The 22,336-nt window shown below is 51.7% G+C and carries 24 protein-coding genes and 1 riboswitch; of the genes, 1 reads left to right on the top strand and 23 read right to left on the bottom strand.

Annotated features, from left to right (window positions below):
- Positions 1 to 84: 84 nt before the first annotated feature.
- From QD47_RS01350 to QD47_RS01300, 11 genes are all read right to left on the bottom strand, one after another.
- On the bottom strand, positions 85 to 963 hold the full coding sequence (locus QD47_RS01350; RefSeq protein WP_044644410.1) for a cysteine ABC transporter substrate-binding protein: 879 nt from the start codon (positions 961 to 963) through the stop codon (positions 85 to 87).
- Positions 964 to 1,063: 100 nt separating this feature from the next.
- Complete coding sequence (locus tag QD47_RS01345) at positions 1,064 to 1,819, bottom strand: amino acid ABC transporter ATP-binding protein (RefSeq protein WP_044644409.1); 756 nt, start codon at positions 1,817 to 1,819, stop codon at positions 1,064 to 1,066.
- 18 nt (positions 1,820 to 1,837) lie between these two features.
- A complete protein-coding gene (locus tag QD47_RS01340) occupies positions 1,838 to 2,515 on the bottom strand; it encodes an amino acid ABC transporter permease (RefSeq protein WP_044644408.1) in 678 nt (225 codons plus the stop codon).
- On the bottom strand, positions 2,496 to 3,161 hold the full coding sequence (locus QD47_RS01335; protein WP_044644407.1) for an amino acid ABC transporter permease: 666 nt from the start codon (positions 3,159 to 3,161) through the stop codon (positions 2,496 to 2,498). Before QD47_RS01335 ends, QD47_RS01340 begins: the two co-directional genes overlap by 20 nt.
- A 220-nt stretch (positions 3,162 to 3,381) precedes the next feature.
- The gene (locus tag QD47_RS01330) at positions 3,382 to 4,830 is read right to left on the bottom strand and encodes a SulP family inorganic anion transporter (RefSeq protein WP_044644406.1); all 1,449 of its coding nucleotides are present in this window, start codon (positions 4,828 to 4,830) and stop codon (positions 3,382 to 3,384) included.
- 184 nt (positions 4,831 to 5,014) lie between these two features.
- Positions 5,015 to 5,293 (bottom strand): PIN domain-containing protein, encoded by a 279-nt coding sequence (locus tag QD47_RS01325; protein WP_235332157.1) that lies wholly within the window; start codon positions 5,291 to 5,293, stop codon positions 5,015 to 5,017.
- Complete coding sequence (locus QD47_RS01320) at positions 5,294 to 5,533, bottom strand: hypothetical protein (RefSeq protein WP_044644405.1); 240 nt, start codon at positions 5,531 to 5,533, stop codon at positions 5,294 to 5,296.
- Between the two features lie 92 nt (positions 5,534 to 5,625).
- Positions 5,626 to 6,198, bottom strand: a complete 573-nt coding sequence (locus QD47_RS01315; RefSeq protein WP_044644404.1) for a hypothetical protein — start codon at positions 6,196 to 6,198, stop codon at positions 5,626 to 5,628.
- A gap of 23 nt (positions 6,199 to 6,221) precedes the next feature.
- Complete coding sequence (locus QD47_RS01310) at positions 6,222 to 7,892, bottom strand: ABC1 kinase family protein (protein WP_044644403.1); 1,671 nt, start codon at positions 7,890 to 7,892, stop codon at positions 6,222 to 6,224.
- 1 nt (position 7,893) lies between these two features.
- Positions 7,894 to 8,253 carry a phasin family protein gene (locus QD47_RS01305; RefSeq protein WP_044644402.1) on the bottom strand — a complete coding sequence of 120 codons (360 nt, stop codon included), beginning with the start codon at positions 8,251 to 8,253 and terminating at the stop codon, positions 7,894 to 7,896.
- A 102-nt stretch (positions 8,254 to 8,355) separates the two neighbouring features.
- Positions 8,356 to 8,994, bottom strand: coding sequence for a ThuA domain-containing protein (locus tag QD47_RS01300; RefSeq protein WP_044644401.1), 639 nt, complete (start codon positions 8,992 to 8,994; stop codon positions 8,356 to 8,358).
- Between the two features lie 432 nt (positions 8,995 to 9,426).
- Between QD47_RS01300 and QD47_RS01295 the strand changes: the two genes are divergently transcribed.
- Positions 9,427 to 9,876 (top strand): AbrB/MazE/SpoVT family DNA-binding domain-containing protein, encoded by a 450-nt coding sequence (locus tag QD47_RS01295; RefSeq protein ID WP_044644400.1) that lies wholly within the window; start codon positions 9,427 to 9,429, stop codon positions 9,874 to 9,876.
- Positions 9,877 to 10,050: 174 nt separating this feature from the next.
- Here QD47_RS01295 and QD47_RS01285 read toward each other — a convergent pair whose 3' ends face one another.
- From QD47_RS01285 to QD47_RS01230, 12 genes are all read right to left on the bottom strand, one after another.
- Positions 10,051 to 11,505, bottom strand: coding sequence for a cobyrinate a,c-diamide synthase (locus tag QD47_RS01285; RefSeq protein ID WP_044644398.1), 1,455 nt, complete (start codon positions 11,503 to 11,505; stop codon positions 10,051 to 10,053).
- Entirely contained in the window at positions 11,498 to 12,586 is a 1,089-nt protein-coding gene (locus QD47_RS01280) for a cobalt-precorrin 5A hydrolase (protein ID WP_044644397.1), read from the bottom strand. Before QD47_RS01280 ends, QD47_RS01285 begins: the two co-directional genes overlap by 8 nt.
- Positions 12,579 to 13,373, bottom strand: a complete 795-nt coding sequence (gene cobM, locus QD47_RS01275) for a precorrin-4 C(11)-methyltransferase (RefSeq protein ID WP_044644396.1) — start codon at positions 13,371 to 13,373, stop codon at positions 12,579 to 12,581. Before cobM ends, QD47_RS01280 begins: the two co-directional genes overlap by 8 nt.
- Positions 13,370 to 14,086, bottom strand: coding sequence for a precorrin-2 C(20)-methyltransferase (cobI, locus tag QD47_RS01270; RefSeq protein ID WP_044644395.1), 717 nt, complete (start codon positions 14,084 to 14,086; stop codon positions 13,370 to 13,372). Before cobI ends, cobM begins: the two co-directional genes overlap by 4 nt.
- Positions 14,087 to 14,117: 31 nt before the next feature.
- Positions 14,118 to 15,374, bottom strand: a complete 1,257-nt coding sequence (locus QD47_RS01265) for a bifunctional cobalt-precorrin-7 (C(5))-methyltransferase/cobalt-precorrin-6B (C(15))-methyltransferase (protein ID WP_044644394.1) — start codon at positions 15,372 to 15,374, stop codon at positions 14,118 to 14,120.
- Positions 15,367 to 16,512, bottom strand: coding sequence for a cobalt-precorrin-5B (C(1))-methyltransferase (locus tag QD47_RS01260; RefSeq protein WP_044644393.1), 1,146 nt, complete (start codon positions 16,510 to 16,512; stop codon positions 15,367 to 15,369). Before QD47_RS01260 ends, QD47_RS01265 begins: the two co-directional genes overlap by 8 nt.
- 74 nt (positions 16,513 to 16,586) lie before the next feature.
- Complete coding sequence (locus QD47_RS01255) at positions 16,587 to 17,231, bottom strand: precorrin-8X methylmutase (protein WP_044644392.1); 645 nt, start codon at positions 17,229 to 17,231, stop codon at positions 16,587 to 16,589.
- A 147-nt stretch (positions 17,232 to 17,378) separates the two neighbouring features.
- Positions 17,379 to 18,158 carry a precorrin-6A reductase gene (gene cobK, locus QD47_RS01250; RefSeq protein WP_044644391.1) on the bottom strand — a complete coding sequence of 260 codons (780 nt, stop codon included), beginning with the start codon at positions 18,156 to 18,158 and terminating at the stop codon, positions 17,379 to 17,381.
- Positions 18,155 to 19,240, bottom strand: a complete 1,086-nt coding sequence (locus tag QD47_RS01245) for a sirohydrochlorin chelatase (protein WP_044644390.1) — start codon at positions 19,238 to 19,240, stop codon at positions 18,155 to 18,157. Before QD47_RS01245 ends, cobK begins: the two co-directional genes overlap by 4 nt.
- 95 nt (positions 19,241 to 19,335) lie before the next feature.
- Entirely contained in the window at positions 19,336 to 21,153 is a 1,818-nt protein-coding gene (gene cobJ / locus QD47_RS01240; protein ID WP_044644389.1) for a precorrin-3B C(17)-methyltransferase, read from the bottom strand.
- Positions 21,154 to 21,281: 128 nt separating this feature from the next.
- Positions 21,282 to 21,509, bottom strand: a complete 228-nt coding sequence (locus QD47_RS31420) for a hypothetical protein (RefSeq protein ID WP_152643756.1) — start codon at positions 21,507 to 21,509, stop codon at positions 21,282 to 21,284.
- Positions 21,468 to 21,651: riboswitch (cobalamin riboswitch) on the bottom strand. (Overlaps the previous gene by 42 nt.)
- Positions 21,652 to 21,708: 57 nt before the next feature.
- Complete coding sequence (locus QD47_RS01230) at positions 21,709 to 22,263, bottom strand: LOG family protein (protein WP_044644388.1); 555 nt, start codon at positions 22,261 to 22,263, stop codon at positions 21,709 to 21,711.
- Between the last annotated feature and the right edge of the window lie 73 nt (positions 22,264 to 22,336).

Here is a 22,336-nt window from a genome sequence, read left to right as displayed (position 1 = left end):
TCCCAATACAGTACCTTTTTGCGAATACGTCAGATCGTTATTAAACGGGTTGAGTAACCTCTTCTTTACATACAGCATCCTCAATCATTCCACTTTGCCGCCTTCTACGACCAATTGGTCTGTGAAGCCTTCTCCGTAAACGGAGGTCAGTGTGTCCTTGTAGGCTTGATGGACAAAGTTTTCCTTACCCAGCGTATCCAGCTCGTTGTTGATCCAGTTCAGCAGCTCTTTATTTCCCTTCGCTACTGCGGGGGCAATGGTATCCTGGCCGCCAAAGGCCGGAATGGTTACGGTGAAGCCGGGATTGGCTTTCGCCCAAGCGATCAGCTCTGTATTATCGTTAGCGATGGCAGCGCCGCGCTTGTCTTTGAGAGCTGAGAAAATTTCCGTGTACTGATCGAATTTGAGCAGCATGATGTCCGGATAATTTTTCGTAAAATAAGTCTCAGCCGTCGTTCCTTTTGCGACAATCAGCTTCTGATCCGAGTTCTTCAATTGATCAATCGTAGTGATCGGAGCGCTGTCGGGTGATACAATGCCGAAGGATAATTTCATGTATGGATTAGTAAAATCGACCTTTTCTTTGCGCTCGTCCGTCACGGTAAAGTTAGCCATGATGATGTCTACCTTGTTGGATTGCAAATAAGCGACCCGGCTGGCGGCATCCACCAGCACAAACTCTACCTTGGACTCATCGCCCAGTAGATCCTTGGCAAATCGTTTCGCAATATATACGTCAAAGCCCTGATTCTTCCCTTCTGAATCCACGTAGCCAAACGGAGGCTTATCCGCGAAAACACCAATTCGGATTTTGCCGTTCTTTTTAATGTCCTCAATCGAAGCAAATTTTGCCGAGCCAGAATTGCCATTGGCATTGCCTCCTGCTCCCGCGCAGCCCGTCATTCCGATAAGCAACAAGCTTACTGCCAGCAATAATGCCGTTAACTTCAACCCTTTTTTCATCGTATTCATCCCCCTGTTTATCAGCATTTTGCATCATTCGGTTTCTTTCACTCCTGGGTGCAATAGATTGGAAGTCGCTCATAGGATTGATGCAAAATGCTCATATAGTTTCATACTGAAATATATCCAGAAAGTGCTGGGCACGCTCTGTTTCCGGTTGGGTGAAAAATTGCTGTGGCGTGGTCATTTCGCATATTTGTCCTTGATCCATAAAAACGATGCGATCCCCCACCGACTTGGCGAATCCCATCTCATGCGTCACGATAATCATCGTCATCCCCTGTCGTGCCAGCTCCCGCATCACATCCAGCACCTCTCTGACCATTTCCGGGTCCAACGATGCCGTGACTTCGTCAAAGAGCATAATTTCAGGGTTCATACACAGTGCGCGTACAATCGCAATCCGCTGCTTTTGTCCGCCTGATAACTCTCTCGGATACGCATCCTTGCGATCCAACAGACCGACACGTTCCAATAATTGCTCTGCTTGCTTGAGCGCTTCCTGCTTATTTCTTCGCTGCACTTTAAGCGGGCCTAGCAATATATTTTCCAAAACCGTCATATGGGGAAACAGCTCATAGTTCTGGAATACCATCCCAATATGCTGTCGTATCTCCCGCCAATTCACTTTTTTGTCTGTAAGATCCTGTCCTCTATATCGGATTTCTCCGCCTTGGACTGGTTCCAGACCATTGAGGCATCGCAGAAGTGTGCTTTTTCCACAGCCCGAAGGGCCAAGAACAACCACGACCTCCCCCTTCGTTACCTCCAGATCAATCTGTTGGAGTACCTTTCGATCACCGAAGCTTTTGTCCAGTCCTCGAATCTCCAGCAAAACCTCCACAGCCTCTGCCATTACGCCCACCCCATCCTGCTAATTTTGCCATCTGCGTTCGAATCTTTTGGAAAGTCTGGATAATGGATAACATACAAGAAAATAGAGTATAAAAATAAAGCCGTACACCCAAAAGGATGCCGCAGGTGCTTTAATCACACCAAGCTCAATAATCTGTTGTCCGACCTTTACCACCTCTACCACGCCAATCAGCACCACCAATGACGTTGTTTTGATCATCCGTGTAGCCAGATTAATAGAACCCGGCAGCATTCGGCGCACCGCCTGAGGAATGAGCACATGACGGTATAACTGTCCATACGTCAGACCCAGTGCTTGCCCGGATTCCACCTGATGCTTGGGTAACGATTCGAGCGCACCACGAACGATGTCACCGATCTCCGCTGCACCCCATAAGCTAAACACGATAATTGCCGTTAGCTCCCCGCTAATGTTCACATTCAGCAAAGGCGTGAAGCCGAAGTACACGACATACAGCCAAACCAAAATCGGAATAATGCGAAACGTCTCCAGATAAAGCCGTAATACAAATCGAATCGGTCCCGACTTTAAAGTGCGCAATAGCCCCATGACGATGCCCAGCACTGTGCCGATCACAATCGAAATAAATGCAATTTCCATCGTAACGAGTAATCCACCTAACAGACGCTCAAAATTGGAACCTTCAAAAAGCACATTAATCCCCGAATTCTGCATATCGCACCTTCCTTTCCACCCATGTCAGCAGCATCGACAAAGGCAAAAGCAAGATAAGATAAGCCAGCACTAGTAGAATCAGCGATTCCGCCGTTTTGTAGTACATGCCGATCAGGTCTTTTGCCACATTCATAATATCTAGCAAAGCAATGGCGCCAACAATGGAGGTTTCTTTGAGCAGAAAAATCGCATTCGCACCCAACGACGGAACACTGATAGCAAAGGCCTGTGGCAAAATAACATACCGCGCCAGTTGCACCTTGGACAGTCCCAAGCTAAGCCCGGATTCCGTCTGAGTTTTACTCACCGCTTCAATCCCGCCACGGAACGCCTCTGCCATATACCCTCCGCCCAAAAAGGTCATACCAACGATGGCGCACGTCATTTCGCTCATATGCAACCCAATTTTGGTAAAACCATAGTACAGAAAATACAACTGTACCAGCAGCGGTGTATTTCGGGAAAGCTCGATATACGCTACAATTATGCCGCTGATACCCTTCACCTTGTAATACAACACGATACTGCACAGCAAACCGACGATCAGCGAAAAAAGTATGGCCCAAAAAGCAATCTTCAATGTAAGCCACATCGCCTCACCATACAGCGGCAAGCTCTCTACGATAAACTCCCAGTCTAAATTCATATGTACATACCTTTCAATTTTCGATTAATCCTATGTATTTTGTAAGTTTAATAACAATGATTGTATTCCAGTCCAATTATTACGTCAATACTTTGACAAAAATTTGTCATATTTATCTATGATTTAGGAAGAAAACCTTTGTTTCATTTCAGAAATACATGCAAAAAAGCCTGAAATGGTTAAATTCCATTCCAGGCTTTGATCTATTCTATACGATTTATCACACCAGTGGCTCCGTAACTACAGGACCGCCGAGCTTTTCCACAATCAAGCGGCTTTCCTCGTTCAGTCCCCGCAGGGTAATAGACTTACCGGATTTCGTGTACTTTTGCAGCACCTTCCCAATGGCGGTTACCGCAGAATGATCCCAAATATGCGATTGGCTGAAATCCACCACAACGCGCTTCGGATCATCCGAAGGTTCAAAATGGTCGACAAAATGAGTCGTCGAAGCAAAAAACATCGGACCGCTAACATGGTACACCTTTTCTTCGTTGTCCTCTGTTGCGCTGATGCGGATTTTAGCCATTTTCCAGCCAAAATGAAGGGCACTCAGCAGCACGCCCACAATAACACCCTTGGACAAATCATGCGTAGCCACCACAATGACAACCGTCGTAACCATGATAAACGTGTCCGCTTTGGGAACCCTGGCGATATTTCGGAGCGAATTCCAGTCCACTGTCCCGATACACACCATAAACATGACTCCCACCAGTGCGCCCATCGGTACTTCCTTCACAACCCCGCCGAGCACCAGCAGCAGAAAGGCCAGAAACACCCCTGCCGTAAAGGTGGACAAACGCCCTCTACCTCCCGAGCTAACATTAATAACAGATTGCCCGATCATGGCACAGCCACCCATACCGCCGAAAAAACCATTTACAAAGTTGGCAATCCCTTGCCCACGGGCTTCCCGGTTTTTATTGCTTTTCGTTTCGGTCATTTCATCCAAAATACTGGCTGTCAGCAATGATTCCAGCAGTCCCACCAGCGCCATCGTAAAGGAATACGGCAGCAAAATCCACAAGGTATGCAACGACCACTCAATTTGCGGCATATGGAATGAAGGCAGTGAGCTAGTCAGCGTACCGATATCGCCTACGGTTTTAACATTTAACCCAAACGTATACGTGATGATCGTCATGATAATGATTGCCGTCAATGGAGCGGGAATGCTTTTCACAAACCTCGGCAAAATATACACAATGAGCAGCGTACCCGCCACCATCGCGTACATGATCCAATTGGCTCCGTGAAAGTGGGTGAGCTGCGCCATAAAGACGAGAATCGCCAGCGCATTCACAAACCCGGTCATGACTGGCTGCGAAATAAAGCTTATAAAGCGCCCTATTTTTAAAACACCCAGCAGCACCTGAATAATACCTGCCAAAATAGTAGCCGCAAACAGATATTCCACACCATGATCCTTCACCAAACCCACGACCAGCACCGCTACAGCCCCGGTTGCTGCCGAGATCATCGCCGGGCGCCCACCTGCAAAAGAAATAACAATTGCCATCGAAATGGAGGCGTACAGTCCGACCATCGGATTGACACCGGCAATGATCGAGAAGGCAATCGCCTCCGGGATTAGCGCCAGCGCCACGGTCATACCTGCAAGTATATCAGCCCGGATATTACCGAACCATTGTTGTCTAAGATTCATACAGTCTCGTTCCAGCCTCCTATTAACGGAGAACAGCGTGTTGACTCGCAGCCCGGTGTCGTTCCGGGTCTCCGTCCAGCGGCCAATCGCATAGGCTCTCCTATGATTCGGCTCGTTTCTCTCACACGAACTCGTCCGTTACATTCAGTCCATCATTATAACGTAAGGGGTTCGTAGAAACGAGTCAGGTAAGAGGCTGTTTATAAAAAGAAAACAGGCGTTTCCTTGGAATATCGCCTGTTTCCTTCATTTGATTCGTTTTCTTATATTTAAAATCCCCGCCAAGAAAAGGTATCGAATTTAAGTCGGTTTCAGTGGGTAACCCAGCTATAAACTCGGACTGGGTTATAGTTGAAAAGAAAATATTTTCTTTATCTTTCTCAGCCTGTCGAATTACTTCATCCAAGGAAGAATCAAGTCTATGAAGGGCAATAGCTGCATTCGTATCAAATAAGTACCCCATCTATTCCCAATTCTCCCTGGATTGCTTGACGCTCTCTTCAATCTCAAGCAATTGTTCTTTACTTAAGCTGCCTCGCGACTTCAAAACAGCTTGCAGTCCCTTAGGTAATGAAGGCTCTAAATCAATAACCTCGGTTTCGCCTTCCTTAGTTTCTATAGTAACCTTAGATGGTTCGAACCCAATATCCCGAAGGAGACTTAGAAGGCGTATACGATGTATATCCGTTAATTTCTTAGCCATCAGAAACACCCCTTAGCCAAAATTAGTTTCCAGCATGGTCCACCTGATATTGGAGTGCTGAACACCAGCTCGCTTGATTCGTTTTCTTATATTTAAAATTTTCGCAATTCCTGCACAAGCTCCAATAGGGCGTCAGAGATATCCGGGTCGGAGCTATGCTGGAGCATGCTCTCAAAGTCAGGTAATGCCCGCTTCAAAAACCGATAACTATAATCGTAATAGCTCCAAAAGGCCACCGGATCATAGCCTCGCGCTTCTTCCTCTTCCCACTCCAGTTCATCTTCTTCAGGATCGGTATCTTCTGGCCACAGATATTTTTCATCCAACAGCATGGTCAGGGATTCGACAGACTTCTGTGAATCGGCTTGTGCATTTTGCATGTCCAATGCCCCGATAACTGCATGATAACACTCTAATTCCTCTAGCGTGATATCATTCACTTTTCTCGCATGTATATTTCTTAATAAGAAAAGCAAAGCCCACGGCGTAACCTGCCACAATGTGCCCTGATGCTCAATCAGATTAGCAATGTCATCATATTTTCCGTCCGACATCAATTGCGGCAGCTCGGTACCCCTGCCATATGGAGTCGTCAGACGGTGCCACGGCACATCGGTGATTTGGAAACTATGAATGGGGATGGTGTTGATCTCATGATTATCCATGGCTCATCCTTTCCGATCGGTATCTAAAATCTTCCCGATTTAAAAATAGAATATAGCAAAAAAGCAACCATTAAGAGTGCGACGACAAAGCCAATCTCAATCGCAGGCACATTCCACAACACAGTCGCCTGATGATTCAGCGATGAACCGATAATCAGGCCGACCATAATAATACTGAACGCCAGCAGTACGATGCTGAACGACAGGCGATTGCTGATTTGATCCAGCCTGCGCAGGAGCATTTCCAGCTCCGGCACGGTGACCTCCAGCTTGAGCTTGCCTTTGCTGATAATCGAAGCCAGGTGCCTTGCCTGCCCTGGAAGCTCCATCAGCGTCTCCACTAGCTCGGTCGCACCGCCCAGCAGCTTGCCCCGGATACGACGGCCGCTAAAGCGCTCCTTTAACAGCTTGTTGCCAAAAGGCTCCGCCAGAGCAAGAATGCTAAGATCAGGGTCGAGATGCTCAATGACCCCTTCCAGCGTCAGCAGCGACTTGCCGAGCAGCAAGACGTCTGAAGGCAGGCCGATCCGGTGCCGCTGTGCTGCGCCGAACAGGTCGTTCAGGGCATTCCCGATGCTGACCTGCGAGAACGGAACGTCCGAGTAATCTTCGCGCATCTTATCCAGATCGGCACGCAGCGCGTTCATATCCGTATCTGGCTCAACCAGCCCCAGCCGTTCGATTGCCCGAACCATGGCATCGGTATTTTTGCGCATCAGCGCAATAATGAGCGAGGCCAGATGATTCTTCATCTCTTCACTCAGCCGCCCGGTCATGCCGAAGTCCAAATAAGCGAGACTGCCATTTTTCAGGACAAGCAAATTCCCCGGATGAGGATCGGCGTGAAAAAAACCTTCAATAAATATTTGATGCAGCATACTGTTTACCAGCCGTTGCGCCAGATCTTTCAAATCATATCCACGACGTAATAGTTCTTCGCGATTGCCCAGATGAGTACCATCCAAAAACTCCATGGTTAATACACGTGAGGAGGTATGGTCCCAATATATTTTCGGAATATGAATATGCGGGTCCTGCTCGAACTGGAGCGAGATTTTCTCCGTATTGCGGGCTTCATGGTTGTAATCCAGTTCCTGAATGAGCGATCTGCCCAGCTCCTCCACCATCTGGCTAAGCTGATAGCGTTCCACCCATTCCCAGCGTTTGACCGCCATTGCAGTCAGTTCCCTCAAAATATCCAGATCCCGCCGAATGATGCGGTTCACGCCAGGCCGTTGGATTTTAATGGCGACCAGTTCTCCACTGTGCAGCTTCCCCAGATGCACCTGACCAATGGAAGCAGCAGCCAGCGGAACATCGTCAAAACGGGCCATGATATCCTCCAATGACGTGTCCAGCTCCTGTTCCAAAATGCCACGTGCGGTTTCAGAGGAAAAAGGCGGCACCTGATCCTGAAGCTTGACCAGCTCACGGATAATCGGCTCCGGCAGCAGGTCTGCGCGCGTGCTTGCCAACTGCCCAAGCTTAATAAACGCAGGCCCCAGATCCTCCAGTACCAGCCGAATCCGTTCGCCCAGCGTTTTGGACTCTGGCGTTTCTCTCATCAGCCACTTACGAGGCAGCGATAATAGCTGGAACAGGCCTATTTCCTCCACCATATAGCCAAAGCCATGACGCGCCAGCGCCATGGCAATTTCCCGGTAACGACCGGCGTGCTTTATACGAACCGCCATTTTAATCCAGTCGGTTCCCTTCTTCAGCATCGCTCGAACCCGTAAGCGCCGCCTTTTCTTTTTCCAGCTCCGCTACCTGTTTTTCCAGGGATGCCACACGTTGCTCCAAACTTGCGACATCATTTTCGGTAGGTACGTCCAGCTCCTGCAAAATGCGGCTAACCTGCTCGCGGATTGCCGTTTTGAATTGTCCCTGTTCCTCTGCGCCCCGTTCGATCAGACGATCGACCAGCGCTTTGGATTCCGATGGTGCAAGTTCTCCCCGGTTTACAAGATCCTCGACGGCTTTTTCCACCTTTTCTTTGCTGACAATGGTGAGGCCCCATCCCAATGAGATGGCTTTTTTGAACAAATCGCTCATGATATATCCTCCCCTACCTGTGATTTCCTATAGTATAACCCGAAAAGGGGAACCGCATAAAGTCCGCAGCTCCCCTTCCCTAGTTAGAAGACATCAGTTATACTAGCCCGGCAAGCGTCCGGCCCACTTGGCAGCCTGAAGAATCAACTTTCGATACCCTTCATGCTGGAAGCTTGGCTGATTGTGTCCAGGCATCAAATAGACAACCCGACCCAAGCCATAGGACAACGACCATGCTGCTGGGCACCATTGGCCCTCGTATTCGTATTCCATCAACAGTGTTTTTTCAGTAAACGGATCAAAATCAAACCGATACGGCTCCTCCTCGATCTCAAACGGTTCAATCCCTTCCATAATCGGGTGGTCCGGCTCCGTCACCTTGAAGGACAACTGGCCCGCAGCAGGATGCCGCAAAAAACGCGCCCCAATGAGCTGTGCAATTTCATATCGGCCTTGCAACGTAATTCCGTTGTGCAGCACGAGCAGTCCACCCCCGCCACTGACGTAGGACAGCAACCCTGCTGTTTGCTTGGGAGACAGAACCTCCTTGCGGCTATCGCAGTATGAGATGCATAAATCAAATGAGGCCAGGTTTTCCTTGAGCAGCATTTTACGATTCTCGCTGCATTGTACTGTCATCCAATCCTGTAAAATATGGCTAATCTCTCCGTCCACCCCTTGTAGCGGGTGAAACTCCGGATACGTATAATCTCCTAACAACAATGCTTTTCTTCTTTCCATGATGAATCCTCCTTGCCTAATCTGTATATAAGGACTTTAAAGGCGATGTCCCGTGTCATTTGTTCTTTTTTGTGTCGTCTCTGGGCTCAAAAATTTTCAACTAGCCCTCACCCGTTGCGCATAACACCGCCATCATCGCCCGAGCTATGGCATATATAAATAATTCTACAGGCGGGCTATTAAATCCTTTAGCAGAAGATTATAGCATATATATTCGATCGGAATAAACATATTCAAAAATTTATATGCGTGAACACTGGCGAATTCATCGGTTTATGGTATACTCGTAAGAAAAAAAGCGTGTTCATGTGTTTTCTAGAAAAGGCTGGATCGCTTTTTAGTAAGAAGTTTATGCTTGCGGTTATAGAATTGTTAAGCTCTTCTTAAAACTTATACATTCTATGAATCTTAAAAACCGGGGAGGTTGCATGAATGAAGAGGACTGGAATGACCCGGCCTTTGGACAGCTTGGGACGAATTGTGCTTCCTAAAGAGTTGCGCATGACGATGGAGATTGACATCGGCGATCCATTAGAGTTTTTTATTGAAGACCAGACACTCATGCTCCGTAAGTACAAATCAACCAATTGCATATTTTGCGGTGCGGTTGATACGAACACTTATTTTAAAGACCAGTTTATTTGCGACGAATGTACAGCAGAGATGAAAACGGAAGATTTGCTTCCGGTCACGGTGGCAGAAACCAATTTGACTCCAATCAAGCAAAATATGCATATGAAAAAGATTTATCAGCGTACAGATGTTATTCTTGAAAAAATGAGAGAGCTTATGGAAGAACATCCAGCATCCTCACAAAAACAACTCGCTTCTATGCTAGGCGTGAGTCAGGGAAGGATTTCCCAGTTGAAGAAGCTCATGTGAGCAAATCACCAAAAAAGTAATGAATACGCTTCCATGTTATGTAAGGTTGAATCTTGCCTAAGTTTAGAAAAGCCGGACCCTTGTCAGCAAGGAACCCGGCTTTTTTGGCGTACACATGAAGTTGTTCTTTTATCCTGTTAGGAACTACAGTTGCGATGGTTGCCAGATGGTGGATTACTGACCGTATGCCCTGCACTTTTCCACCCAGCGTGCTGCCGCCTTGGGAAGAGAGGCAAGGTGAATATGCGTGTAGGCTGCCAACAGGTTACCCTTCGCATAGCCTTCGCTCTGGAGCCCGCGCATCCCCTTGGTTTGATAGGCATAAGGGTACGGGCAGGCCGATTCATCATAGGCCATCACAGAATAATGAAACTCATGTCCCCGAATGTTCTCACCGGCTTCCAGCAGCAAGCAATCCTGTAATGCAGTTGCTTCCCGATATCCGAGCGCGGCCCGCTTTTCCTGCATTCGCACATCGGACGGGATCACTCCCGCCATGCCATGCACGGCACCGGAACGATCTGTAAGTGTACGCGCCAGCACCATGTAACCACCGCATTCGGCGAATACAGGCATATCCCAGCTGACCGCGTTGCGGATATCTTCCAAAAAGCCCGTATTTGCAGCGATATCTGCGGCGAACTCCTCGGGGAAACCACCGCCCAGATATAGGCCGCTTGCCTGCTCAGGTACGCGTTCTCCAGCCAGCGGACTGAAAAAAGAAAGTTCAGCTCCCGACTGACGCAGCAGATCCAAATTTTCCGGGTAGTAAAAGTTGAACGCTGCATCTCTGGCAACGGCAATGACTGGACGTTCCCCGATGTCGGCTTGCGGCTCTGACGAAAGCCGATCCGCGGCAAATAACGGCTGCGCTGGCAAAGACAGCGGCGGAGCCGAGTCCGCCAGTGCCCGCAGCGCGGCCAAATCCGTGCCTGCGCGGATCAGCTCCGCTGCCCGTTGAAAGAGCGGCTCCAGTTCGCCGCGCTCGACAGCCGGGATCAAGCCCAGATGACGCTCGGGAATATCCAGCCCGTCGTCGCGTTGGAGCCAGCCGAGCACGGGGATGCCGCACTCCTGCTCGATCGCCTTTTTGACGATGCCGTAATGCCCTTGGCTTCCGCAGCGGTTCACGATCACACCCGCAATGCGCAGCTTCGGCTCCAGACGCTGGAAGCCGAGTACAATAGCGGCAGCGCTTCGTGCCATACTACGCACATCAACGACCAGCAGCACAGGGCTATCCGTCAGCATGGCGATTTCGGCGGTCGACCCGGTGTTACTGAGCGGGTCCTTGCCGTCATAAAGCCCCATGACGCCTTCAATCACGGAAATATCCGCACCTTCGGAGGCACGGATAAAGGTTTCACGCACCGTATCCGGCGAGGTCATCCATGAATCGAGATTACGCGAAGGCGTTCCGGTCGCGGCGGTATGATAGGTCGGATCAATATAATCGGGCCCGCACTTAAAGCCCTGCACCCGCAGGCCGCTATCGGCAAAAGCCTTCATCAGCCCAAGGGTAACGGTCGTTTTGCCCGCGCCACTGCCCGTTCCAGCCACGACAATACGACTTCTGTGTGCAACAGAGGACTGATCTGTTCGCACATCCTGCTTATTGCGATCAGTCATAAGAAACCCGTGCTGCGGATATCGTCATATTGCCGCTTTTTTTCTTCTCCAGCAGCCAATGATCTGCACCGGAGGATAACAGGGCTGAAGGTTCGCTGACACCGTACGCTCCTGTGTACTTAAAGACCGTTTCCGATGGATTGGGAAGCTGCACGGTGTTTAGCTCTGACGGGGTGTACGTCACCAGCTCCCAACCGTATTTGGCGCAAAGGGCAAGCAAGCCCTCTTCATCCTTTTTCAGATCAATGGTCGCAATATTGCGCACGCTTTTCACAGACAAGCGAAGCTCATTCAAGGTGTCCAGCACGCCAGCCTCCAGCTCCTCCACAGCAGTCCCCCGATTACAGCCGATGCCGAGCACCAGACTTTTCGGACGATACAGCACGCCATTAGCCAGAAACCGTTCCTCTTCCTCCGGCTCCAGCAGACGGTCGCTAACAACCAATGCAGCATTGAACGGCTCTTGTGAAGCTTCTGCCATCGAAGCATATACCTTGATATGGGCAGGCACAGGCTTGTCATAACGCCACCAGTTCCGTTCGCCTGTCTCTTGCACAAGCGCCACAGGCTCCTCATTCACAACAGCCGCGCTCACCGGAGTTGCCTTGTCGAAGCTGTCGACCACCCAACCCAATTCCCGACCGAACATGTCCACCGGAATCGTGCCCTGCACATCCGATGCGGTCGTAATCACCGGGCGCGCTCCGAGTACCGAAGCCACATGACGGGTCAGTTCATTGGCACCGCCCAAATGCCCCGACAGTACGCTAATGACATGCTCCCCGCGATCATCAATGACGACCACCGCCGGGTCTACCTTTTTATCCACGAGAATCGGCGCAATCATACGAACGACCGCACCGAGGGAAATAAATAAAATAATACCGTTATATTGTTTAAATAAATCCGGCAAAATCAGCTTGACCGAGCCTTCGAACAATTGAATGCCGCGCTCCTGCTCGTCGCCCCGTTCAAACTTGGACATGTAATACACATCCGTTCCCGGAAAGCTGGCTCCTAAATGACGAACCATCTCCACTCCGTGCTTCGTGATCGCCACAGCGGCAAATGGATTACTCACCGGGCTTCACTCCCTTCCGGTAGCCGTGGGTGAACGACTTATCATACAACTTGGAACGATGCGCGTCCTTGTCTACCAGACCCGGATCGAGCGCCCAGCCTGCCAAAATCATCGCATGCATCGTAATTCCCGCTGCGCGCAGATCGGCAGGCAATTGAGCGAGCGTCGTGCGCACGATCTTTTGGTCCGGCCAGGTTGCACGTTGTACAACCGCTACAGGTGTGTCCTCGCTCCAGCCAGCCGCCAGAAACTCGACAACGACCTTCTTCGCCAACGTTGCACTAAGGAACAACGCCACTGTACAGTGATGGGATGCCAAGTCGCGCAGCTTTTCCCGATCCGGTACAGGTGTGCGGCCTTCCGCACGCGTCAGGATGACGGTCTGCGTCAGGTCAGGCACAGTCAGCTCTGCACCAAGCACGGCAGCAGAAGCGAAGACTGAGCTGACACCCGGCACGATTTCGTAAGCGACTCCGCGCTGCTTCAGCAGCACCATTTGCTCCAAAATCGCGCCGTACACTGCCGGGTCCCCCGTATGTACACGAGCTACACTGCGTCCATCCTGCACAGCCTCGCTCATAATTTCGACCTGCCGCTCCAGATCCATGCCTGAGCTTTGCAGCACCTGCGCTTCCGGCTTGGCCGTGGCAATCAGCTCGTCGTTCACAAGTGAATCCGTATACAGTACCACATCTGCTGTACGTAAAATCCGGGAGCCCTTGACGGTAATCAGCTCCGGGTCGCCGGGACCCGCTCCTACGATATATACTTTCGGCTCCAAACTCATTTGCTCACCACCATCAGACTCAGATATTCAAGCTCCTGTCCGCGCAGCTCGCGCGCGTTACGCCATACCATTTCATAAGGAGAAGTGACCTTGGTAATAACAGACGCCCGATCCCCCAAATTCAATTCATCCAGCACATCCAAAATCAGATCCAATACCTTGGCAACCTTGATAAACACAATCGTATCGTGATTTTCAATTGCTCGCTTCATCGCTTCCTTATCATTTGTAGCCGGAATAATACCGACCTGCTGATCTCCATCTGCCAAAGGCAACTCCAGTGCCGCCGCTGCTCCCAACACGGAGGAAATCCCCGGAATAGATACAATCGGCACCTCGGGATGAAGCTCCTTCATGAGACGCGCCAAGTGAATAAAGGTACTGTACAGATTCGGGTCCCCCTCGGTGACAAAGGCTACATCCTTGCCTTGACTCAGAGCCTCCCAGCAGGCAACCACCGTTTTGTTCCACTCCCGTTCCAGTACAACCGGGTCCTTGGTCATCGGGAAAATGAGCCCCAGCATCTCTTTTTCCTCCGGGTTTACGTACAGCTCCACGATTTCATGGGCATACGATTTGCCTCCACGACGTTTCTTCGGATAAGCCACAACTGCGCATTCCTGAAGCATGCGGTACGCCTTGACCGTAATCAGCTCGGGATCACCCGGCCCCACGCCTACGCCGTAAAGTGTTCCTGTTGCCGCCGTATTCATGCTGTCTCTCTCCCCCTCTTGATCTAGCAAATTACTCCCCTGCTGCCTCGTCAGGCGCTTCCACCGACAGCCGCCCCGTAATAACATATATCGGATTCAATCCGTCAAAACGCGTCATATTCAAAATCGGCTTGCTACGCGCTGTTTGCAGTAACGTCACCGAGGTTTCCAGCCCCGCTTCTTGCATCGCCTTCATGCCGTCATGCAGCGTCTCAATCGTTGCGGCATTCACTACGATTCGTCCATCCGTACGCAGACGGGAAGCGCACAGCCGAATCAGCTCCGCCAGCTCTCCCCCGCTCCCGCCGATAAACACCGCATCCGGGTCTGGCAGCTCTTCCAGTCCGGCAGGCGCTTTGGCGTGAATGACCGGAAAATCGGTGCGGAATTTGATCTTGTTCGCTTCCACATTGGCGAGATCGCCTTCATTCTTCTCAATGGCAAACACTTGCCCGTACTTCGCCAGCCGCGCACACTCCACAGCTACAGAGCCGGACCCTGCGCCAATGTCCCATACAATGCTTCGCTCCGTCAGACGCAGCTCGGACAAACTGAACACGCGCACTTCACGCTTTGTAATCAGCCCTTTTTCCGGCTTGCGCTGGTGAAATTCCGCATCCTCAAAACCAAATCCCCGACGAATCGTAAGCACGTCCGCACCCTTACGACGGCGCAAAATAACCACATTCAGTGGTTGGAACGTTCCCTGCGCCATCTCTTCCAGCGTATAATGCCGATACGTCTCATCCGGTCCGCCCAAATGCTCGCCGACAAAGGCATCGTATTCCGCCATGCCGTAATGCAGCAGATAGTCAGCGACTGCGGCGGGATGATTACGGTCGTCCGTCAGCAGCGCGACCTTGTTCTGTCCGTCGATCCGCTGCGCCAGTCCGGTCATCGGGCGGCCGTGTACGCTTTCCAGCACCGCATCCTGCCAGCTCTCTCCCAGACGTGCAAATGCCAGCTGAACCGAGCTGAGATGCGGCAAAATATCCAGATGCTCAGCCCCCAGCTTGGCGGACAAATACCCTGCGATGCCAAAAAAAAGCGGATCGCCTGACGCAAGCACGACAATATCCTTGTCCTCACGCAACCGTCCCAATTCTTCCACGACAGCGGAGAAGCCGCTCTTTAATGTTCGTTTTTCCCCTGCGGCTGTCGGAAAAAAGGCCAGTTGGCGCTCTCCGCCAACCAGCACGTCCGCACGCTCGATTCGCTCCAGCGTCTCCTGCGACAGACCTGCCGCTCCATTTTCACCGATACCAATGACACGGATCACTCTACTCACCGACTCTCGCCCTCCCCAGCACATTCCCTTTCATCGTTACCAGTACCATTTCTACAACGATTCCGCCACCTGCATGTTCCAGACAATGCTGACAGCCATAGGTGCACAGCTTTTCAAAAAAGCTCAACGCATTCGCTTCGGTCATCATATCTGCCACCTGTGTAGCTGTATTCGCCTCAGCCACCGCCGCTGCAAGCGATTCGTCCACACCCGCTTCACGCGCGACCTCGGCCAAAAAGCCAAAATCCACCGGGGCGCTCTTGGAATGAACCATCATGACACCTTGAGCGACCTTCGACAGCTTGCCGGGCATGCCGACGAGAATAATTTTCTTCATGCCTAACCGTTTTCCATGCTTGATCGCAAAGCCGACAAAATCGCCCATCTGAATAAAGGCTTCTTCCGTGAGCTGATCATACATTTGCATGGCATATTTTTCACTACTGCCGCCTGTGGTCAGGACAATTTCCTGGCAGTTCATCGCTTGCGCAACCGATATAGCCTGCACGACGCTGGCTTTATAAGCAGACGTGGAAAATGGAACCACCACACCTCGCGTACCCAGTATAGAGATACCGCCAAGAATGCCAAGTCGCCCATTCAGCGTCTTCTTGGCGATTTCTTCGCCGTCCGGTACGCTGATGACGACACGGACACCTTTGGCCGATCCGTGCTCCTCAAGCACGCCTGTGACGGCCTCCGTAATCATCCGGCGTGGCACAGGATTGATCGCTGCTTCCCCGACAGGTACAGGCAGGCCGGGCTTCGTCACCCGCCCCACGCCGAAGCCGCCATCGAGTTCAATGCCCGGTTCCTCCCGCCAACTGACGGACGCAATAATTCTCGCCTGATGCGTCGCATCCGGGTCATCGCCGCCGTCCTTGATCGTCGTGCAGGAAGCCTCGCCCGCGTTCAGCACAGGCTCGATCAGCTCAAACGCATGATCGAATCCCGCTGGCAGCGATATCACCGCTTCCTTCGGCGGAATGCCCGTGATGAGCAGTTGCACCGCTCCCTTGGCAACCGCAGCCGCACAGGCTCCGGTTGTAAAGCCTGACCGCATCGGCTTGTCCGGCGCGGGGGCTTCACCACTTTTCATCCGTTTGGGTCTGTCGGCGGACGCCGCTTCCTTTTCCATACCCATTCCTCCTTAACCTCTCATGCTGATCATGCTCCAATTCATTTCATGATACAGCAAACGGGCAACCGCATCTAGCGGACAGCCATTAAGGAGATTGCATTCAATGCCGCCACGACGATGGTACTGCCGCCCTTACGCCCAATGTTCGTAATGAACGGAATATCCAGCTTGCGCAGCTCGTCCTTCGATTCTGCCGCCGATACGAAGCCGACAGGCATCCCGATAATCAGGCCGGGCCTGGCCGCTCCTTCTTTCACCAGACGAATCAGCTCCAGCAGCGCTGTTGGCGCATTACCAATCGCATAGATACCGCCTTCGCCTGCCTGAATCGCTTTGCGCATCGAAATAATGGCGCGTGTCGTATTCAGCCTTTTCGCTTCCTCCATCACGTCCGGGTCCGAAATATAGACATGCACATCCCCGCCAAACTGACGGATACGATCCTTGCTCAGACCCGCCTGAATCATTTGCACGTCCGCAACGACCTGTTGCCCTGCGCGAATGGCCGCAACCCCGGCTTCAATCGCTTTCGGATGAAACACCATGCTGCGGCCCAGCTCAAAATCAGCAGACGCGTGAATCACACGTTGTACGACTGGATATTGCGCTTCTGTAAAAGGATGCTCTCCCAGTTCTTCCGTGATCATCTCGAAGCTTTTGCCCTCAATCTCCTGCGGCTGCACCGTTAACGGTTTGAAATCTGTTTTAAAATCCATCGTTTCGACTACTCCTTTATAGAAAATTTGTTTATATACGTATTTTAAGATGACTATATTTTAAATACACGTCAGAAAAAGTTCTGGATTTATCGGATTGACTGGGTTGTTAATTACCCGGATCGATCAGATTCACAGGGTCATAGTTCAGATCGAAGGGTCCACTTTGGTTGTGCGCAGTGCGTCGATCACTCCGTCAAAATGATCAAATACGGTGCCAAATTCCACTTCCGGTCTGGATATCAAAATAACATGAATACCCAGCTCCAGGGCAGATTGAACCTTCTCATCCACGGCTCCCGTGCGCCCGCTTTCCTTGGTGACCATCACTGTCGTGCCGAAATGCTTGTACAATGCCTCGTTCATCTCGCGGGAAAAAGGTCCCTGCATAGCGATAATATTTTTTTGCTCCATGCCCAGCTCGCCGCATTTCTCCATATTGTCCAGACGCGGGAGCATACGTGCAACCAAACGAATCTCCGGGTCTCCGAGCAAATGCTTGGTGAACGTGCCAAGCGTCTTGCTGCCTGTCGTAAGCATTACTGAGCCTTTGAGCTGCTTCGCTTCCAATGCGGCTTCCTCATAGGAGGGTACGATGTGAAGCAGCGGATGATTGTCATACACCAGCCCTGCCCGCTCGTAGCGAACATAAGGAACCCCGGACTCGCGGGCGGCTGTCATGGCATTCGCATGTGCTTCTTCTGCAAAAGGATGACTGGCATCCACGATGGCCTGCACTCCCTGTTCCCGAACCACTGCTGCCATTTCATCCGCTGTCATTCGACCTGTACGTACGTCCAGCCCCACTTCGGACAGGCTCGCTGCCGCGCTTTCTGTTACGACAGAGGTCAACACTTTGAAGCCATTGTCACGGATTTGCAGCGCCAGTTCCCGAGCATCGCTCGTTCCGCATAGCATGAAAATCATGAGCCACTCACCTGCCCGCTTCCGTTCACAACAGACGGCGTATGTGTATGATCGTGGTGGTGTTCATGATCATGGTCATCATGGCTGTGCGCATGTACATGCTCATGCTTGTGATCGTGATCATGTGAGTGTTCCTCATGATGATGATCGTGTCCATGCTCATGTGGATGGTGGTCATGGTCGTGATGATCATGATCGTGGTCATGCCCGTGATCGTGATCATGGTCGTGGTGATGATGGTGATGCTCCTGCGCCTCCAGACGGAACTGGCAGTTATCGCAATTGGCCATAACCTTGCCGAATAAGCCTTCGTTGGCACGCTCCAGCACCAGCTCGACCAATTGTGGATGGAACCCAAAATATCCGCCCATTTCCACGTGTAATTCAGGATGAGACTCCGCAAATTCCTCAGTCATTTCTCCGATACGCTTAATCAGCACACCCGTGAATAGAAAGTATGGAAGCACGATGATTTTTTTGGCACCTAGACGTAGACAACGCTCCAAGCCATCTGGAAATGAGGGTTGTGTCACACCGATAAAGCTGCTCTCCACCCACGTATACGGGAGTTTTTCCCACAGCATACGGGTAATTTTGAAAAAGTCGCTGTTCGCATCCGGATCGCTGCTTCCGCGTCCCAGCACCAGCACAGCCGTTTCTTCATCCGTCACCTCGGCAGAAGCCTCCACAGCGCTATCCATACCGGCTGGAACCGCAACCGGACGGGCCTCTTTCAAGCGGCTTTGCAGAATGCTGACGATTTTTTCGTGAACGCCAATCGGACGTCCGTATACAAATTCCACCTGCGGATATTTCGCCTTTGCCCGGTCAATAGCCATCGGAATATCAATTTTGGCATGTACCGCTGCGAACAAAATAATCGGAATAAGAACGACACGCGTCGCCCCTTTTTCCACACATGTCTGCACTCCTTCGGCAATGCCGGGACGTGCCAACTCCAGGAAACAGGTTTCCACGCACATATCCGGTACCCGATCTGCCACCGCCTGTGCAAATTCCATCAGCTCCTGATTCCCCTCTGGGTCCCGACTTCCATGTCCAACCAACAATATTGCATTCACTGCTGTATTTTCCTCCTCATCAAAATAGGGATGACCTGCAAGACGCCCTATTTTATCTATATGCTTACATCCATAAAAACAGGCTTTCTAGCCCATTAATCGCCACAGACGGCATTCACTTCCACTATTGCAGGTGCATCTTCATGCCGAAAACCCGCCACAACGCCCACACGCTTGAAAAATTTATGAAAACGCTCGTTCGGATGCCCTTTTTCCTTATATTCAGCGATGATATTCTCAACGATGTCTGTAATCTGATCTCCCGGAATGCCCTCTGCCACAGGTTGAGCGGCATGAGCGTTGCGGCCAAATTTTTTGCCGCCAAGGAACAGATCATATCCTCCCTTGCGGTACACAATCCCGATATCCTCCAGCACCGCTCCATAGCAGGCCATACCGCAGCCGTTCAAAGCAATGCTCGTTTCCTTGGGTGCCTGCAATCCGCCCAGTACAACCTGCAGATGCTCCGCCACAGGCACAGCGTCATCCTTCTCCATATTGCAGAAGTCGCACGCCTTCACCTTAAACACATCGCCAATCGGCATCACGATGAATCGTTCATCCCGCAGCCGCCCTACCAGCTCCTCCGGGTCCGCGCACGGCACGCGCAGCACGATCTGGTGATCCGGCGTGTACTCCAGCTCGCCTTCATCACCCGCTACCTCGGCGAGCAGCGCCATCTGGCGAGCGGTGAACTTCTTGTTTCCCACGCCGGGGGAAACGCCCACCTCAAACAGCGCAGGCTTGCCAAAGCTGCCTGTCGCTGTCCCGGCCGTAGCCACCGCTCCGGCCACGGCTGCCGTTCCGGCGACGCTCACGGCGGGCGCTTGCCCGTTCCAGCGCGCGCTCGCTTCGCCCGGCAGCTTGCCGCCCGCAGCGAGGCGGCTCAGCGCCTCCGCTGCCAGCGATGCCGGGGCCGCCCCGGCTTGCACGGCAGCCACCGCTTGCGGGCGTGCCTGCGTGGCAACCGCAGCAGCACCGCTCGCGGAAGGCGCGGGCGCAGTCCCGCCAGCTCCAGCAGGGGCTGGCACTGCGGGAGCTGCGCCTGCCTGCGACGCATTCAGCGCGCGATCCTCTTGCGCGCCCAGCGACCACGGCTCCGCTTCCGTGCGGAGCCGCTGATGCGGCTTGAGCGCCTGCTCGGACGCATCCAGCGTATACTTGCGCTGATACCCGCGCGGCGTCACGATCAGACCGTCATACACCATCGTCGAGGAATTACCGATGATAACGGTCGTCAGCATACCGATATCATGGTTGAGCATGTCCTCCAGCGTCGTCACAATTACTTGCTGACGGTCGCGATAAGCACTCTTCACCAGCCCGACGGGAGTCTGCGGATCACGGTAACGCAGCAAAACAGACTGCGTCTCAACAATCTGGCGTGTACGCCGACCACTGCGCGGGTTGTACAGTGCAATGACAAAATCCGCCGAAGCTGCCGCCTCTACACGCTTCACAATCGTTTCCCACGGGGTCAAATGGTCACTCAGACTGATCGTGCATGCATCATGCATGACGGGCGCACCCAACAGCGAAGCACAGGACTGAATCGCCGATATCCCCGGCACGACTTCTACCTCAACCCCGTCCTCACGGCGCCAGCCCTTTTGCATCAACACTTCGTACACCAGCCCCGCCATACCATATACGCCTGCGTCTCCACTGGAAATGACGGCTACCTTTTTACCCATCTCCGCCTGTCGAACCGCCTCCTGCGCACGGCTCACTTCCTCCGTCATGCCTGTGCGCACAATCTCCTGTCCATTCAACAACGGACGGATCAGATCCACATAGGTGTTGTAGCCGATAATGACCTCACTCTCGGCCAGCGCGTCCAGCGCTCGTTTTGTGATATGTTCCATATCCCCCGGTCCGAATCCAATCACGAGCAATTTACCTAATGGGCTCATCGTTATCCTCCTTCTTAAATCTAGGCTATGTTTTCCACACTTCTATCTATTTCACTTATATATGGACATCCTGTAACTCAAAAAAACCCATCCTGCCCGGATGGGTTTCCTATGTACGCATCGTATCATCAGACGGACACAGCATAAGAAGACACTTCTTGTCTTCCGCCATCGTGCCGTTGCTTTCCATCTGCCTGTTCACGCTTGAAACGCTTCTGCACGTTCAGATCCACGCAAACCTGTAAGCAACATGGAAAAAGCAGCGTGCGCCTGATTTCCTGATTTCGTACACCCATCCTCTCCGCGAAGGTTAACGGTGCATACAGATCAAGGTAGGTCTCCTGGCTCGGCATCAACAGATTTTTTCGTCTTCCCCGTTTTCTCACGAGTGACGTCTGAAAAAATCCTCTTCCTTACAGTGGCGGGACCGCTCGGGACTTGCACCCGATTCCCTGTTACCCTTCGCTATCACAAAGGCACCTTGTCTGTCCGCTATTTGATTATGGGTCTTATCATAACCTTGGCTCAATCAGTTGTGCAAGCATGAAAAACGTTTTATTTCAAGTTCTCTGCCTTATTTTTTAGCATATGCAACAATTCGTCCGGGTCCGCAGAGATACTCAGCAGCGTTGGATGGTCAACTCCGGTAAAGCCCTCCTGCACACTATGACGCACCATTTCCGCCAACGGGTCAAAATATCCGTTCACATTCAGCAGCCCGATAGGCTTGCGATGAATGCCGATTTGCGCCCAGCACAGTACCTCGAATAGCTCCTCAAATGTTCCCAATCCGCCCGGAAGGGCAATGAATGCGTCAGCCTTTTCGCTCATGACCGCTTTGCGTTCATGCATGCTTGTCACCTCAATAAATTCGGTGACTCCCCGGTGAATAATCTCTGCATCGAATAACAGGGTCGGCATAATCCCGGTGACCTGACCGCCCCCTGCCAGCATCGCATCCGCGACCTCGCCCATCAGCCCCTTGCTGGAGCCTCCATAGATCAGACGAACATGATGTCGGGCCATAGCCTCTCCAAGCTTGCCTGCCTCCTGAAGATATACAGATGAATGTCCGGGTCTGGACCCGGCAAATACACAAATGGAATTCATAACGTCTCAGCTCCTGTTCTGGTATCCGCATCGAGGCTTTTTCATTATATTAAATGAGGATTTTGCAAAAATC

Source organism: Paenibacillus terrae (assembly GCF_000943545.1).
Lineage (GTDB): Bacteria > Bacillota > Bacilli > Paenibacillales > Paenibacillaceae > Paenibacillus > Paenibacillus terrae_A.
The sequence above is the reverse complement of the archived record's forward strand: the minus strand, read 5'-3'. Positions and strand labels throughout refer to the sequence as shown.

Excerpts from the sequence above, each read along its gene's own strand:
- QD47_RS01350 (WP_044644410.1), bottom strand. The coding sequence starts at position 963 with ATGAAAAAAGGGTTGAAGTTAACGGCATTATTGCTGGCAGTAAGCTTG.
- QD47_RS01345 (WP_044644409.1), bottom strand. The coding sequence starts at position 1,819 with ATGGCAGAGGCTGTGGAGGTTTTGCTGGAGATTCGAGGACTGGACAAA.
- QD47_RS01340 (WP_044644408.1), bottom strand. The coding sequence starts at position 2,515 with ATGCAGAATTCGGGGATTAATGTGCTTTTTGAAGGTTCCAATTTTGAG.
- QD47_RS01335 (WP_044644407.1), bottom strand. The coding sequence starts at position 3,161 with ATGAATTTAGACTGGGAGTTTATCGTAGAGAGCTTGCCGCTGTATGGT.
- QD47_RS01330 (WP_044644406.1), bottom strand. The coding sequence starts at position 4,830 with ATGAATCTTAGACAACAATGGTTCGGTAATATCCGGGCTGATATACTT.
- QD47_RS01325 (WP_235332157.1), bottom strand. The coding sequence starts at position 5,293 with ATGGGGTACTTATTTGATACGAATGCAGCTATTGCCCTTCATAGACTT.
- QD47_RS01320 (WP_044644405.1), bottom strand. The coding sequence starts at position 5,533 with ATGGCTAAGAAATTAACGGATATACATCGTATACGCCTTCTAAGTCTC.
- QD47_RS01315 (WP_044644404.1), bottom strand. The coding sequence starts at position 6,198 with ATGGATAATCATGAGATCAACACCATCCCCATTCATAGTTTCCAAATC.
- QD47_RS01310 (WP_044644403.1), bottom strand. The coding sequence starts at position 7,892 with ATGGCGGTTCGTATAAAGCACGCCGGTCGTTACCGGGAAATTGCCATG.
- QD47_RS01305 (WP_044644402.1), bottom strand. The coding sequence starts at position 8,253 with ATGAGCGATTTGTTCAAAAAAGCCATCTCATTGGGATGGGGCCTCACC.
- QD47_RS01300 (WP_044644401.1), bottom strand. The coding sequence starts at position 8,994 with ATGGAAAGAAGAAAAGCATTGTTGTTAGGAGATTATACGTATCCGGAG.
- QD47_RS01295 (WP_044644400.1), top strand. The coding sequence starts at position 9,427 with ATGAAGAGGACTGGAATGACCCGGCCTTTGGACAGCTTGGGACGAATT.
- QD47_RS01285 (WP_044644398.1), bottom strand. The coding sequence starts at position 11,505 with ATGACTGATCGCAATAAGCAGGATGTGCGAACAGATCAGTCCTCTGTT.
- cobM (WP_044644396.1), bottom strand. The coding sequence starts at position 13,373 with ATGAGTTTGGAGCCGAAAGTATATATCGTAGGAGCGGGTCCCGGCGAC.
- cobI (WP_044644395.1), bottom strand. The coding sequence starts at position 14,086 with ATGAATACGGCGGCAACAGGAACACTTTACGGCGTAGGCGTGGGGCCG.
- QD47_RS01260 (WP_044644393.1), bottom strand. The coding sequence starts at position 16,512 with ATGGAAAAGGAAGCGGCGTCCGCCGACAGACCCAAACGGATGAAAAGT.
- QD47_RS01255 (WP_044644392.1), bottom strand. The coding sequence starts at position 17,231 with ATGGATTTTAAAACAGATTTCAAACCGTTAACGGTGCAGCCGCAGGAG.
- cobK (WP_044644391.1), bottom strand. The coding sequence starts at position 18,158 with ATGATTTTCATGCTATGCGGAACGAGCGATGCTCGGGAACTGGCGCTG.
- cobJ (WP_044644389.1), bottom strand. The coding sequence starts at position 21,153 with ATGAGCCCATTAGGTAAATTGCTCGTGATTGGATTCGGACCGGGGGAT.
- QD47_RS01230 (WP_044644388.1), bottom strand. The coding sequence starts at position 22,263 with ATGAATTCCATTTGTGTATTTGCCGGGTCCAGACCCGGACATTCATCT.